Genomic DNA, 13,095 nt, shown 5'->3' with positions numbered 1-13,095 from the left:
CCTGGGGAGAAGTCGATACTGTGCCGTTCGGTACCGATCCGACTTCAGCCACGGCCGATGGCGCTCGCACCAGCGGTTTCTTACCGCCGGAGGGGTCGGCCTGCTTCCGGTCGGATCGGTACCGGCGGATACCCTTTGCGTCATGACGACCGCGACGAAGGAGACCACCGTGGCCGCCCCGGGCAAACCGTTCTTGATGCGGATCGGCATCGGCCTGTTCGCTCTCGGCATGATCGCCGTGCTGACGGTGTTCATCATGTTCGCCGCCGGTCTGGAGAACCTGCCGATCTGGCTGTCCGTCGGCGCCGGCGTCGTCACCCCGCTGGGCCTGCTGCTCGGCCTGCTCGCGCTGGTCTTCGAGGCCAGGGCCAAGAAAACCGGCGACTAGGGCACCACGCTCCCCGCGAAGGTCCGCTCGAACCAGTCCGGGAACTCCGTCAGCGAGTCGAACACCACTTCGGCGCCTTCGCTCAGCAGGAGCGTGCGGTCGCACGGTCCGGTGGTGACGCCGACCGGGATCGCGCTCGCGGCGAGCGCACCCCGGATGTCGCCGGCGTGATCTCCGACATACACGCGCGCGTCGTGCGCCAGGAGCGCCTCGGCCTTCCGCGTCGACCACAGTTCGCCGACGACCTCGTCGACTTCCAGGCCGAGCGCGTCCACGTGCAGCTGCGCGTTGGGCCCGTACTTGCCGGTGACGACCAGCGTGCGGCCACCCGCCGCGCGGACCGCGCGCAGCGACTCGACCGCGCCCGGCAGCGCGACGGTGCTCGGCACGACCATGTCCGGGTACAGCGCGCGGAAGCGGTCGACGAGCCCCGGGATGCGTTCCTCGGGCGCTTCGAAGCCGCGCAGGATGTCGTCGAGGGGCGGGCCGAGGTTGGCCGCGAACGCGTCGCCGTCCAGCGGCAGGCCGGATTCGGCGCCGAGCGCGTTCATCGCCGCGGCCATGCCCGGCCGCGCGTCGATCAGTGTCATGTCGAGGTCGAACCCCACGGTGATGCCCACACCTGCACCGTAGCTGCCACCACTGACGGATTTACACATCAACCGATCATGTACAGCGTCTTGACAGTGGCGACATCTGTGTCAAGGTGAGGGTGTGACCAGCTTCACTGACCGGACGAAGGCGTCCCTCCGGGAAGCCTTGCTCGACGCCGCTGCGGATCTGCTGCCGGAAGGCGGTTACGCGGGGCTGCGGATGGCCGACGTCGCGGCCCGGGCCGGGGTGAGCAGGCAGACGGTCTACAACGAATTCGGCACCAAGGCGGCGCTGACCCAGGCGGTGGCGCTGCGCACCGCGTCGGAGTTCCTCGACGGGATCCGGCAGCGGTTCGAAACGGCGGACGGGCTCCTGGCGGGCATCCACCACGCCGTCGTCTACACGATCGAGCACGCGCGGGAGAACCGCCTGGTCGCGGCGGCGCTCGGCACCGAAGCCGGCGAGGACCTGCTCCCCCTGCTGACCAGCCGGGGCGAGCCGATCCTCACCGCGGCCGCCGACCTCGCCGCCGAGCAGTACCGGGAGTCCGAACCGGGACTCTCCGCCGAGGCCGCCGCCCTGCTCGCGGAGACGGTGGTGCGGCTTTCCCTGTCGCACCTGGTGCTCCCGACGCACTCGGCGACGGAGGCGGCCGACGCCGTCACCGCCGTACTGGAACCCGCCATCCGCCGATTCGTCCACTGATCGTCCACAATGGAGTGAAACGATGACCGACACGCTCTCCGAGCTGCGGACCGGCTTTTCCTCGTTGCGCAAGGGCGGGCTGAACTGGGACTCGTTCCCGCTGCGCCTGTTCGTCAAGGGCAACAAGAAGTTCTGGAACCCCGCCGACATCGACTTCAGCCGCGAACGCGAAGGCTGGGACACGCTGAACGACGAGCAGAAGCGCAGCACGACGTACCTGGTCGCGCAGTTCATCGCCGGCGAAGAGGCCGTCACCGAGGACATCCAGCCGTTCATGCGGGCGATGTCGGCGACCGGCCGCTTCGGCGACGAGATGTACCTGACGCAGTTCTGCTTCGAGGAAGCCAAGCACACGGAAGTGTTCCGGCGCTGGATGGACGCGGTCGGGCTGACCGAGGACCTCCACCCCTATGTCGCCGAGAACCCGCACTACCGCAAGCTGTTCTACGAAGAACTACCGCAGTCGCTGCGGGCGTTGGAGGACGATCCCAGCCCGCTCAACCAGATCCGCGCGAGCGTGACGTACAACCACGTGATCGAAGGCAGCCTCGCGCTGACCGGCTACTACTCGTGGCAGCTGATCTGCACCCAGCAGGACATCCTGCCGGGCATGCAGGAACTGGTCCGCCGCATCGGCGACGACGAACGCCGGCACATGGCCTGGGGCACGTTCACCTGCCGCCGGCACGTCGCCGCGGACGACTCGCTGTGGGACGCGGTCCAGCAGCGGATGGGCGAGCTGCTGCCGCACGCGCTGAACATGATCCAGTGGGTGCAGGACCAGTTCGAGGAAGTGCCGTTCGACAACGACCCGGAGGAGATCATCCAGTACGCGGCGGACCGGGCCCAGCGCCGCTTGGGCGCGATCGAGTCGGCACGCGGGATGCCGGTGGAGCAGATCGACCTGGACTACTCGCCCGAACACCTCGAGGACACCTTCGGGGAAGAAGACGCGAAGGCGATCGCGGAGGCCGCCGCGGCGGTTTCCTGACGACGTGCCGTGAGGGGCACCTTCAGGGCTCGGATGTCCCTGAAGGTGCCCTTCACGGACTTTTCACCAGTCCCAGTTGCGGTTCATGCGATCACCAGTCCCAGTATCGGTTCATGTGCTTCACCACTCCCATTGACGTTGCATTCGGTTCACCAGTCCCAGAAGCGCATCGCGTCACCAGTCCCAGGCGCGGCGCCACTCGTTCCCGCGGCTCCAGTCGTTGCCCCGGGACCACTCGTTGTTCCGGGACCACTCCCAACCTCGAGTCATGCCCACTCCCTTCGCGAGACGATCCTTGCGAAGGTGTCACGCTCGATCGCCCCGGACGGTTTAGGCGTGCTTCGTCGCGGCTGCCTTCTCCAGGCCCAGCAGGCTGATCGACTTCTCGCGCATCTCGACCTTGCGGACCTTGCCCGTCACCGTCATCGGGAACTCCTCGACGACGTGCACGTACCGCGGGATCTTGTAGCGCGCGAGCTTGCCTTCGCAGAATTCCCGCACCTTCTCCGCGGTCAACGGCGAGGCGCCCTCGCGCATCCGGACCCAGGCCATCAGCTCTTCGCCGTACTTCTCGTCCGGGACGCCGATGACCTGCGCGTCGAGGATGTCCGGGTGCGTGTAGAGGAACTCCTCGATCTCGCGCGGGTAGAGGTTTTCGCCGCCTCGGATGACCATGTCCTTGATGCGGCCGGTGATGTTGACGTACCCGTCGGTGTCCATGACCGCCAGGTCGCCGGTGTGCATCCAGCGGGCGGCGTCGATCGCCTCGGCCGTCTTGTCCGCCTGCTCCCAGTAGCCGAGCATCACCGAGTACCCGCGCGTGCACAGTTCGCCGGGCTCGCCGCGCGGCACGGTCAGCCCGGTTTCCGGGTCGACGACCTTGACCTCCAGGTGCGGCCCGACCCGCCCGACCGTCGACACGCGACGCTCGATGGAGTCGTCCGAGCGGGTCTGCGTCGACACCGGCGACGTCTCGGTCATGCCGTAGCAGATGGACACCTCGCTCATGCCCATCCGGTCGATGACCTGCTTCATCACCTCGACCGGGCACGGCGAGCCCGCCATGATCCCGGTCCGCAGCGACGACAGGTCGAAGCTCGCGAAGTCCGGGTGGTTCAGCTCGGCGATGAACATCGTCGGTACGCCGTAGAGCGACGTGCACTGCTCCGCGGCAACGGCTTCGAGCGTCGCGCGAGGGTCGAACGCCGGTGCCGGGATCACCATGCAGGCGCCGTGGCTGGTGCACGCGAGGTTGCCCATCACCATGCCGAAGCAGTGGTAGAAAGGCACCGGGATGCACACCTTGTCCCGTTCGGTGTAGCTGCACAGCTCGCCGACGAAGAAGCCGTTGTTCAGGATGTTGTGGTGGCTGAGGGTGGCGCCCTTGGGGAAGCCGGTCGTGCCCGAGGTGTACTGGATGTTGATCGGGTCGTCGGCCGACAGCCCGGCCTGCAGGTGTGTCAGCTGCGCGGGGTCACCCTGCCGGCCGGCGTCCATCAGCGTCTGCCAGCTGTCGCTGCCGAGGATCACGACGTGTTCCAGCGCGGCGCACTTCTCGCGCACCTCGTCGACCATCGCGGGGTAGTCGGAGGTCTTGAACGCGTCCGACGCGACGAGCAGGCGGATCCCGGCCTGGTTGAGCACGTACTCGAGCTCGTGCGATCGGTAGGCGGGGTTGATGTTGACCAGGATCGCGCCGATCTTCGCGGTCGCGTACTGCAGGAACGTCCATTCCGCCCGGTTCGGCGACCAGATCCCGACCCGGTCGCCCTTCCCGATGCCCTGCGCGACGAGGCCCAGCGCCAGCGCGTTCACCTCGGCGGCCAGTTCCCGGTAGGTCCACCGGCGGCCGGCGGTCCGGTCGACGAGGGCGTCACGGTCCCCGAACGCGGCCACCGTCCGATCGAAGTTGTCACCGATGGTGTCCCCGAGCAGCGGAACCTCGGAGATCCCCGAGGCGTAGCTCGGCAGGGCGGGCGCGTCAGGCATGGTGCCTCCCGTAGACGTCTTCGTCGGGCGACCCGAGTCTAGGAAGCGAACCGCCCCGCAGCCAGCTCAGCGGAAAGTCCTCTTCGGCCTGCCTCGAACGGTGGCAGGATGCGGTCGCGAGGGAACGACTGGGAGGGGACCCGATGCGAAGAATCCTGGCTCTGCCGGCAGCGATCTTGGTGCTCGTGCTCGCGGTGGCCGCACCGGCGTCCGCGGCGACGCGGGTGATCGTGCTGCCCGGTGCGACATCCGCCGAAGGGATCACCGGCGGCGGTGGTACGTACTACACCGGCGACCTCTTCGCCGGCACGATCTTCCGCGAAGACGTCAGGCGCGGCACCGCCGAGCGCTTCATCGAGGCACCGCCCGGGGTCATGGCCGCCGGCGTGGACCTCGACCGGCGCCACGACCTGCTGTTCGTCGCCGGCGCGAAGGGCGGCAAGGCCTACGTCTACAACGTCCGCACCAAGGCGAAGGTCGCGGACTTCACCTTCGGCGACCCGCAGACGTCCTACGTCAACGACGTCGTGGTGACCCCGGCCGGCGCGTGGTTCACCGACTCGTACCACCCGCAGCTGTTCTTCGTGCCGGTGGTGGCCGGCGTGCTCGGAACCCCGCGCACCCTGCCGCTGAGCGGGCCCGGTGCGGGCGGCTCCCCGGGGAACTTCTTCATGAACGACATCATCGCCACGCCGTCCGGCGACACGCTGCTCGTGGCCGCCACGATCCCCGGCAAGGTGTACACGATCAACCCGGTCACCGGAGCCAGCCGGGAGATCGCGGGGGTCAACGCGCCCAGCGTCGTCAGCCTCGTGCTCGAAGGACACCGGCTCTGGGCCGTGCAGCTCGACGACACCATCAGCCGGTGGTGCCTCGACGGCGACCTGAGCCACGGCGAACCCGACGGCACGATCACCGACCCGCTGTTCGACCAGCCCGTCTCGGCGGTGAAGATCGGCAGCAAGCTCGCCGTCGTCAACTCCCACATCTTCAGCGGCGACCCGCCCACCAGCCCGACCTACGAGGTCCTCGTCGTCGGCGCGTGACCGAGCGGGCGCTGGTAGTGTCCGGACGGACTTTCAGGGGGGCGATCGATGGCCGGCCAGGGGTTTCGCGACGAGCTGACCCAGTTGCTGCAGGCGCGTTACCCGCTGCTGGTCGTCGAGACGCACGAAGAGCAGCGGGTGCTGCGGGAGATCCGCGCGGTCGCCGAAGACCAGCAGCGGCTGCGGACCCCGCGCCGCGTCTACGTCTGGTCGTCCACCACCGGGCTCGCTCCCGCCGGCGGCCCGCCGATCTCCGAGACCCGCGCCGCGTCGGCGGCTTTGGAACGCGTCTACGGCTGGGGCGAGCCCGCCGTGTTCGTCTTCGTCGACCTGCACCCGTCGCTGGTTTCGGAGGGCGGCCACCGGCCCGATCCCGAGGTCGTCCGCCGGTTGCGGGAGCTCGCCGCCGCGTTCAAGACCCGGCCCGTGCCGCTCAGCCTGATCCTCGTGTCGCCGTCGCTGCCCGTGCCGCCGGAGCTGGAGCACGACGCGACCGTCGTCGACTTCCCGCTGCCCGACCAGCGCCAGATCGGCGAGCTGCTCGACGGCATGGTCGCCGCGCACCGGCAGAACGTCCGGATCAGCATCGACCGCGACGACCGGGACATGATCGTCGCCGCCGCGCGCGGCCTCACGCTGCCCGAAGCGGAGAACGCGTTCGCCAGGGCGCTCGTCGAAGGCGGCGGGCTCGACCCCAGCGACCTGGAGCTGATCCTCGCCGAGAAGCGCCAGGCCGTCCGCCGGTCCGGGATGCTCGACATCGTCCCCGCCGAGACGAGCTTCGACGCCGTCGGCGGCCTCGACCGGCTGAAGCGCTGGCTCACCAAGCGCACCGGCACGTGGACGCCCGCCGCGTCGGCGTACAACCTCGCGGCGCCGAAGGGCCTGCTGCTCACCGGCGTGCCCGGGTGCGGCAAGAGCCTGTCCGCGGTGTGCGTCGCGAACATGTGGCGGCTGCCGCTGCTGCGCCTGGACCTGGGCCGCGTCTTCGCCGGCCTGGTCGGCTCCAGCGAGAAGAACATCCGCACGGTCATCCGCACCGCGGAGGGCATCGCGCCCTGTGTGCTGTGGGTCGACGAGATCGAGAAGGGCCTCGCCGGCGCGGGCGGCGGTGGCGACGGCGGCACCGCGCGGCGTGTGTTCGGCACGTTCCTCTCGTGGATGCAGGAGAAGACGGCACCGGTGTTCGTGATGGCCACCGCGAACCAGGTCGGCTCGCTGCCGCCGGAGTTCCTCCGCAAGGGCCGCTTCGACGAGATCTTCTTCGTCGACCTCCCTTCGGCGCCGGAGCGCGTCGCGATCTGGCGGATCCACCTGCGCCGGCGCGTCACCGACCCCTTCGTGGCGAGCGAGCTGCGGATGGACGACGCGCTGTTCGCCGAGCTCGCCGACGTCAGCGCGGGGTACAGCGGCGCCGAGATCGAGCAGGCCGTGCTGGCCGGCCTGGTCGACGCGTTCGCCGAGAAGCGGCCGCTGCGCCGCGACGACCTCGTGCGGGCGGTGAAGTCGACCGTGCCGCTGTCGGTCACCCAGGCCGACGAAATCCTGGCCATCCGGAACTGGGCGGAGACCCGGGCCGTCGCAGCGACGGACACCTCCGGCAGCGCCGATGACGTCGGGGCTCCCGCGCCCGTCGCACCGCCGGAGTCCCCGAGGGGAAGGACGATCGACGTATGACGCACCGCGTGACCGTCACCATCGGCAAGGACGGCTCGATCAGCGCCGAAACCCACGGCGTGACCGGGTCCAAGTGCCTCGACTACATCCCGCTGCTGGAGGACCTGCTCGGCGCGGAGACCGTGACGTCGGAGTTCACCGAGGACTACCGGCGCACGTCGGCCACCGAAGAGAACACGGCTTCGCAGCAGCAGTCGCAATGGAACTCCTGAACCTCCACCGGATCGTCGACGTCACCGCGGCCGAAGGCCCCGGCCTGCGGTGCGCGGTGTGGACGCAGGGCTGTTCGGTGCGCTGCCCCGGCTGCTTCAACCCGCAGACGTGGACGACCCGCGGCGGTTTCCGGCCGGCGTGGCCGGACCTGGTGTCGCGCGTGCTGGCGATCGAGGGCATCGAAGGCGTCACGCTGCTGGGCGGCGAGCCGTTCGACCAGCCCTCACCCTTGGGCGAGTTCGCCGCGGCCGTGCGCGCGGAGGGCCTTTCGGTGATGACGTTCACCGGGCACGTCCTGGAGGAGCTGCCGCCGTCGAAGCTCCTGGACTCGACGGATTTGCTGGTGGACGGGCCTTTTCTCGCCGACCGGCCGGAGACGTCGCGGCCGTGGGTCGGCTCGGTGAACCAGCGGTTCCACTTCCTGACCGGCCGCTACGACGAGTCGATCTTCACCACCCCGAACCGCCTGGAACTGACGATCGCCCCGGACGGCGCGATCGAGCTGAACGGGTTCGCCACCACCGAAGTACTCGAAGCGCTGCTCGAAGGGGATCACCGATGAGTGTCACGCTCAAGCTGCGCAGCGAGGCGCTGGCCCAGCTCAACGCCGCCACGATCGCCGCGCACCTGCAGGCCGGTGCGGTCACCGTCCGGACCCGGATGCGGCACCGCGACCTGCTGGCCCGTGCGCTCACCGGGCTGCGCGCGCAGGTGACCGACGACGGCAACTCCGTCGTCGCCGCGTGGGAGGGGCGGCGGATCACGTTCGGCTACGGCCCCGACGGCGTCCAGATGGCGCACGTCGACGGGCCCGGTCTCGCCGAAGCCGAAGCCCAGCGGCTGGTGCTGTCGGTCGACGAGGCGTACGCCGCCGAAGTGCAGCGCGCCGTTCTCGCCCGCCTGAAGCAGCGAGCGGCTTCGAACGGGATGGTCGTCGAGTCCGAGCGCGTCAACGCCGACCAGTCGATCAGCGTCACCCTGGCCGCCACGTCGTGACCGAGGTCAGGGTCGGGCTGATCGAGTTCGGGAAGGCGCTCAACGACTCGGTCACCCTCCCCGGCCTCGGGGAGCTGCCCGGCGGGCAGGTGAGCCTCGGGCGCGCGGTCCGCGGCGCCCGCGCGCGGCTGAAGCGCGCCGACCGGATCCTGGCGGACAACCTGCGCCTCGGGATCATGGTGCGGAAGAAGTTCTTCTCGAGCGACCTCGAGCCGGTGACCGACGCCGGGTTCCTCAAGGACGTCTTCGTCGCGGTGGGGCGGCGCGACCTCGGCACCGGCGACGCGCTGGAGCTGTACACCGATGACACCGTCGGGCCGGACCTGAGCCGCCAGGAGGGTCTGGCGCAGGTCGTCGCGCCCGGCTACGACCCGCTGACCGGGTTCCACGTCCAAGTGGTCCTTCGTGACGGTGTCCTGCGGTTCGGTTCCTTGGTCTCACTGTCCCGGGGTGGCCAGCCGATGCGGGTGCTCGGGCTGTTCGGTCCCGGGCCGGTGGAAGAGCTGCAGGCCGGGCAGCCGGGCACGGTGCTGCTCGGCTTCCAGTGCGACGTGCCGCCGATGGCGGGCGACGCGCTGACCGCGTTCCACGAGCCTGCGCACGACCATCTGGAGCGGCGGGAAGGCGTCGCGGTCGTACACGGCCTCAACGACCTGGGCAACGGTTCGGTGGTGGCGGCGGTCGAGGTCCCGGAGGGGCGGGGCTCGGTGTTCACGGTGGGCACGCGGGCGCGGGTGCTGCGGCCGGCGGGGACGACGTTCAACGAGCGGAGCACGGTCGTCGCGTCGGACCTCCGGATCCTGTCGCTGGCCCGGGGCGGGGTGGCCGTGCGGACGAACGGCGGGACGCGGACGTTCACCGTGGGGCTGGCGTTCCGGGACCTGCGGCAGAACGACACGATCGAGGCGTACGTCCCGGCGGACGCGCCCGCGCTGGCTCCGCCGCCGGGCGTGGCTTCGGTGCCGGCTTCTGTGTCGGCGCCGCTTCCGGTGCCGTTGCTGGATGTGAACGCGGCTTCGGGGCCGGAGCTGGCGCGTCTGCTTTCGCCTGAACAGGTGGCCAAGGCGCTGGAGCTGCGGCAGCGGCACGGCGGGTTCCCGGACGTCGAGGCGTTCGGCGTCGCGATCGGGTTACAGCCACACGAAATCGTCCGCTTGCGCGAACGGGCGACGGCCGGCCGGGTCGCGTTGCGCGAGACGGGTGTGCGGCAGCTCGACATCTGAGCGCGGGGTGGCCGTTCCGCTACGCTCGGGGACGTGCCGGAGGAATTTTCACTGGGCCTGGCTGAGGTCGACACGGCGGTCCGGCGTACCGGTCTCCCGGCGAACTGGCACCCGTTCGAAATCCGCAGCCCGGGCCGCACGCTGGCGGAGCACGAGCGCATCGCGGCCCTTTCGTGGGAGTCGATGCGGTCGCGGGGGCTCGCGGGTCCGGACAAGCTGGACATCGAGGTGGAGCAGACACTCCGCGCGTGGACGCAGCCGGACGTGCTGATCATCGTCCGCGCGGTGGAGGAGGGCCGCACGGTGTTCTACCGCGCGGCCATCGGCCACGGCCTGGGCGTGTTCTCGGAGCTGTCGGGCGAGGAGATCCTGTTCGCCCAGACCCGCCCGGACCGGCTGGCCGACCTGGTGGTCGGCATGCTCCCGGCGTACCGGCCGGTGCCCCTGGCGGAGCTGACGTTCATCGAGCCGGGCACCCGCCGCGACGCGGACGCGGCGACGGAGTTCTCAGCATGGCCCCTGCACCGCTACGGCACGTTCGAGCTGTCGGTCCGTGCCTCGGACGTTCTCCGCCCGGCGGGCACGGTGACGTTCGTCGACAACGCGGGAGGCCGCTTCTTGATGTTCAGCGAGGCACTACCGGGCGGCGAAACCCGCGTGACGTTCATCCCATCGGATGGTTCTCACCTGCGCACGTGGCTGTCGGAGCGTGGCCGGAACCACTGACGCGGCCGGTTCGTCACTAGTACAGTGCGGGAGGACCACGCAGGGTGGTGTAGACGACTGGGAGGGCGTCATGAGCGGTTCACAGTTCGGCGCACCGGGATCGTTCACCCCCCCACCCGGTGAGGGGGACGCGGGGTCGAACTTCCTCTCCGGCATCGTAGACGGGCCTGTCGACTCCGGTGCCGCGCAGCGAGTCAGCGAGGGTGGTCATCACCTGAAGTCGCTCGCCGAGGGCGGGCAGTTCGCGGTGAACGAGGCTGGCTTCCAGGCGTACATGAAGGCCTGCGACTTCTTCCTCGACGGCTACAACACCATGATTCGCGAGGTGTTCGCCCTGGCGAACCCCGCCAAGATGGGGGGCGGCGAGTACGCCAAGGCCGTGGCGGAATTCAACGTGAAGGTGGCCAACGGCGACGAAGAGTCGTTGATCCCCAACCTCATCAAGATGCGTGACGGTGTCCAGCAAGCGCGCGAAGCCATGGTGATCGCTCGCAAGAACTACCGCGAAACCGAGGAAGCGCACAGCATGACGTTCGCCCAGCTGAACAAGGGGCTGCAGGAGTAGTGACCGCGCGACGCATCACGATAGTGCTCGCCACCGCGGCTTTCGCCGCGGCCCTCGCCGGCTGCACGAGCGAGGTCGGAGGCCAGGCGACTCCCAGCTCGCAGGCGACGGGCACGACCGCACCCGCGCCCGGCGACCCGGACAACCCTTTCGCGGGTCTCAGCCCCTGTACGATTCTCGACCAGGTTCTCGCGGGGCAAGGTTTCCCTCCGGCGACTCCGACGCTCGCGGACTCCAAACACGGCTGTGGCACGGAGAAGCCCACCTCCGGCAACGTTCAGGCCGTGGATGTTTCGCTGCTCCTCCAACCCGAGGGAAATTACAAGAGCAACGTGAACAATCCGGGCCAGGCCAGCGAGGGGAAAGTCAACGGGCGCCCCGCGATCGAGGAGCAAGAGCCCCAGCACTCCTCGGGTCAATGTTCGATTCGGTTCCAGGTGAAGCAAGACTCGCGGGCTTTGCTGGTACTCAGCTCCAGCCTGGATACCGCCAGCGCGTGTAAGCAGGTCGAAGACATCGCCGCGAAAATCGAACCCCTGCTGCCCAAGAACTGAGACGGAGTCCAGCCATGAGTCAGCCGCACCGGGCGCAGCATCGCCAGTCCGAGGGTGACTACTACGCGGAAACCGCACAGAAGCTCCACGGCCACGGCCAAGACGGACAGCGGCTGACCGAGAAAGCCGCATCGGACTACTCCGTCGCGCAAGGGAAAGTCCTGCAGGCGGGCCAAAACCTCCGCGGCGACTCGCCGGCTCCGGGTGAGAACTACGCGAACAGCCCGCACGAAGTGCTGTACGACATGGTGCACAAAGATCTCGACATCGAGGGCATCAACGATCGCAGCCGCGTGGCGAACGTGTACGGCAACTGGCTCGCCGATGCCTCCAACCAGTTCCGCGACGCGGCGACGGCCGCCGGTGGTTCCTGGCAGGGCCCTGCCGCCGACCAGGCGAACGGCTTCTTCCAGAGCACCGCGGGACACACGGAACAAACCGGCAACGCCATGCAGCTGGTCAGCAACCACTACTCCCAGCAGTCCGCCGCCGCGTCGTACGCCAAGAACAACATGCCCGAGCCCACCGGCTTCAACCAGCAAGCCGAGCTCGACAAGGCCAAGCAGCAGTACAACAACGGCGACCTCATCGGCATGAGCGGCACCATGGCCGGCATCCAGGCCAAGCAGCAGCAGGCCGACGCCGCGCACCAGCAAGCCGTGCAGGTGCTGCAGAACCTCGACGGCACCTACCACGAGACCGCCAGCTCCCAGCCCACCTACGCGCCGCCGCCGCAGCTCGGGGGGAACGACTCCACCTCCGTCTCCGGTTTCCACGGCACCAGCAGCACCTCCTTCACCGGCACCCCCACCATCGGCGGCGGGACCACCACCGGGCCCGGCGGGACGAGCGGGACCTTCGTCCCCGGCGGCGGCACCACCCCGCCCGGCGCGACGCCGCCCGGCACCACGCCGCCGAACTTCGTGCAGCCCGGGGTCACCAGCGGTACCGGGAACTTCGGCGGGGGCAACACCGGCTTCCGCGGCACGCCCGCCCCGGGTGCCTTCCCCCGGATGACCCCGGACGGCATCGCCATGCCCGGGACGGCCGGCGGAACAGGCAGCTCGAGTGGCGAAATCACCCGCGGCAAGTCCGGTGCCGGGCGCGCCGGGGCCGGGTTCGCCGGCTCGCGCGTCTCCGGGGGCGGCTACACCGGTGCTCCGAAGGAGACCGCCGGCGAAAGCGGTGGCAAGGCCGGCGCGAAAGGCGCGGAGCGGCTCGAACGCGGAGCCACCGCCGCCGCGGCCGCCAAGGGCAAGGGCGCGGGCGCCGCCGGGGCCGCGGGGGCGGCCGGGAAGAAGAAGGAAGACGACAAGGAACACAAGAACAAGTACGCGGTCGACGAGGACGTCTTCGACCTCAAGCCCGAACGCGGCCCGGACGGCGAAAAGATCGTCAAGCCCACCATCGGGGAGTCGTAGGGGACAA

Annotated in this window: 15 protein-coding genes; 13 read left to right on the top strand and 2 right to left on the bottom strand. The window is 69.5% G+C overall.

What is annotated here, in order from left to right; all coding sequences use genetic code 11:
* Positions 1-142 precede the first annotated feature (142 nt).
* A complete protein-coding gene (locus ACZ4TR_RS05690; RefSeq protein ID WP_364516849.1) occupies positions 143-388 on the top strand; it encodes a hypothetical protein in 246 nt (81 codons plus the stop codon).
* On the opposite strand, the gene ACZ4TR_RS05685 is transcribed toward ACZ4TR_RS05690, so the two are convergent.
* A complete protein-coding gene (locus ACZ4TR_RS05685) occupies positions 385-1,008 on the bottom strand; it encodes an HAD family hydrolase (protein ID WP_465285901.1) in 624 nt (207 codons plus the stop codon). The two genes, ACZ4TR_RS05690 and ACZ4TR_RS05685, sit on opposite strands and share 4 nt — an antisense overlap.
* Before the next feature lie 94 nt (positions 1,009-1,102).
* Here ACZ4TR_RS05685 and ACZ4TR_RS05680 point away from each other — a divergent pair, with 94 nt between their 5' ends.
* Positions 1,103-1,687: a TetR/AcrR family transcriptional regulator gene (locus tag ACZ4TR_RS05680; protein WP_465285900.1), complete on the top strand. Its 585-nt coding sequence runs from the start codon at positions 1,103-1,105 to the stop codon at positions 1,685-1,687.
* Positions 1,688-1,709: 22 nt separating this feature from the next.
* A complete protein-coding gene (locus ACZ4TR_RS05675) occupies positions 1,710-2,678 on the top strand; it encodes a R2-like ligand-binding oxidase (protein WP_465285899.1) in 969 nt (322 codons plus the stop codon).
* 330 nt (positions 2,679-3,008) lie between these two features.
* Here the strand turns inward: ACZ4TR_RS05675 and ACZ4TR_RS05670 are convergent, their stop codons facing one another.
* A complete protein-coding gene (locus ACZ4TR_RS05670) occupies positions 3,009-4,667 on the bottom strand; it encodes an AMP-binding protein (protein WP_465285898.1) in 1,659 nt (552 codons plus the stop codon).
* Between the two features lie 143 nt (positions 4,668-4,810).
* Here ACZ4TR_RS05670 and ACZ4TR_RS05665 point away from each other — a divergent pair, with 143 nt between their 5' ends.
* The 10 genes from ACZ4TR_RS05665 to ACZ4TR_RS05620 all read left to right on the top strand — a co-directional run bounded on the left by ACZ4TR_RS05665 (position 4,811) and on the right by ACZ4TR_RS05620 (position 13,088).
* Complete coding sequence (locus ACZ4TR_RS05665) at positions 4,811-5,713, top strand: SMP-30/gluconolactonase/LRE family protein (protein WP_465285897.1); 903 nt, start codon at positions 4,811-4,813, stop codon at positions 5,711-5,713.
* A gap of 48 nt (positions 5,714-5,761) precedes the next feature.
* Positions 5,762-7,390, top strand: a complete 1,629-nt coding sequence (locus ACZ4TR_RS05660) for an AAA family ATPase (protein ID WP_364516859.1) — start codon at positions 5,762-5,764, stop codon at positions 7,388-7,390.
* Positions 7,387-7,602, top strand: a complete 216-nt coding sequence (locus ACZ4TR_RS05655) for a DUF2997 domain-containing protein (protein WP_436384970.1) — start codon at positions 7,387-7,389, stop codon at positions 7,600-7,602. Before ACZ4TR_RS05660 ends, ACZ4TR_RS05655 begins: the two co-directional genes overlap by 4 nt.
* Entirely contained in the window at positions 7,590-8,165 is a 576-nt protein-coding gene (locus ACZ4TR_RS05650) for a 4Fe-4S single cluster domain-containing protein (protein WP_465285896.1), read from the top strand. The genes ACZ4TR_RS05655 and ACZ4TR_RS05650 overlap by 13 nt, the downstream gene beginning before the upstream one ends.
* The gene (locus ACZ4TR_RS05645; RefSeq protein ID WP_465285895.1) at positions 8,162-8,599 is read left to right on the top strand and encodes a hypothetical protein; all 438 of its coding nucleotides are present in this window, start codon (positions 8,162-8,164) and stop codon (positions 8,597-8,599) included. Before ACZ4TR_RS05650 ends, ACZ4TR_RS05645 begins: the two co-directional genes overlap by 4 nt.
* Positions 8,596-9,822 carry a hypothetical protein gene (locus ACZ4TR_RS05640; protein ID WP_465285894.1) on the top strand — a complete coding sequence of 409 codons (1,227 nt, stop codon included), beginning with the start codon at positions 8,596-8,598 and terminating at the stop codon, positions 9,820-9,822. The genes ACZ4TR_RS05645 and ACZ4TR_RS05640 overlap by 4 nt, the downstream gene beginning before the upstream one ends.
* Positions 9,823-9,855: 33 nt before the next feature.
* Complete coding sequence (locus ACZ4TR_RS05635) at positions 9,856-10,548, top strand: ESX secretion-associated protein EspG (RefSeq protein ID WP_465285893.1); 693 nt, start codon at positions 9,856-9,858, stop codon at positions 10,546-10,548.
* Between the two features lie 70 nt (positions 10,549-10,618).
* Positions 10,619-11,113 (top strand): hypothetical protein, encoded by a 495-nt coding sequence (locus ACZ4TR_RS05630; RefSeq protein WP_465285892.1) that lies wholly within the window; start codon positions 10,619-10,621, stop codon positions 11,111-11,113.
* Positions 11,113-11,667, top strand: coding sequence for a DUF3558 family protein (locus ACZ4TR_RS05625; RefSeq protein ID WP_465285891.1), 555 nt, complete (start codon positions 11,113-11,115; stop codon positions 11,665-11,667). The genes ACZ4TR_RS05630 and ACZ4TR_RS05625 overlap by 1 nt, the downstream gene beginning before the upstream one ends.
* A gap of 14 nt (positions 11,668-11,681) precedes the next feature.
* The gene (locus tag ACZ4TR_RS05620; RefSeq protein ID WP_465285890.1) at positions 11,682-13,088 is read left to right on the top strand and encodes a hypothetical protein; all 1,407 of its coding nucleotides are present in this window, start codon (positions 11,682-11,684) and stop codon (positions 13,086-13,088) included.
* Positions 13,089-13,095: the final 7 nt, after the last annotated feature.

It is taken from the genome of Amycolatopsis sp. NPDC028719, assembly GCF_055565395.1.
This window is presented reverse-complemented; position numbering and strand designations above follow the sequence as displayed.

Bases quoted from the DNA above. Each gene is read 5' to 3' on its own strand.
- ACZ4TR_RS05675 (WP_465285899.1), top strand. From the start codon at position 1,710: ATGACCGACACGCTCTCCGAGCTGCGGACCGGCTTTTCCTCGTTGCGC.
- ACZ4TR_RS05660 (WP_364516859.1), top strand. From the start codon at position 5,762: ATGGCCGGCCAGGGGTTTCGCGACGAGCTGACCCAGTTGCTGCAGGCG.
- ACZ4TR_RS05670 (WP_465285898.1), bottom strand. From the start codon at position 4,667: ATGCCTGACGCGCCCGCCCTGCCGAGCTACGCCTCGGGGATCTCCGAG.
- ACZ4TR_RS05690 (WP_364516849.1), top strand. From the start codon at position 143: ATGACGACCGCGACGAAGGAGACCACCGTGGCCGCCCCGGGCAAACCG.
- ACZ4TR_RS05620 (WP_465285890.1), top strand. From the start codon at position 11,682: ATGAGTCAGCCGCACCGGGCGCAGCATCGCCAGTCCGAGGGTGACTAC.
- ACZ4TR_RS05650 (WP_465285896.1), top strand. From the start codon at position 7,590: ATGGAACTCCTGAACCTCCACCGGATCGTCGACGTCACCGCGGCCGAA.
- ACZ4TR_RS05645 (WP_465285895.1), top strand. From the start codon at position 8,162: ATGAGTGTCACGCTCAAGCTGCGCAGCGAGGCGCTGGCCCAGCTCAAC.
- ACZ4TR_RS05655 (WP_436384970.1), top strand. From the start codon at position 7,387: ATGACGCACCGCGTGACCGTCACCATCGGCAAGGACGGCTCGATCAGC.
- ACZ4TR_RS05665 (WP_465285897.1), top strand. From the start codon at position 4,811: ATGCGAAGAATCCTGGCTCTGCCGGCAGCGATCTTGGTGCTCGTGCTC.
- ACZ4TR_RS05630 (WP_465285892.1), top strand. From the start codon at position 10,619: ATGAGCGGTTCACAGTTCGGCGCACCGGGATCGTTCACCCCCCCACCC.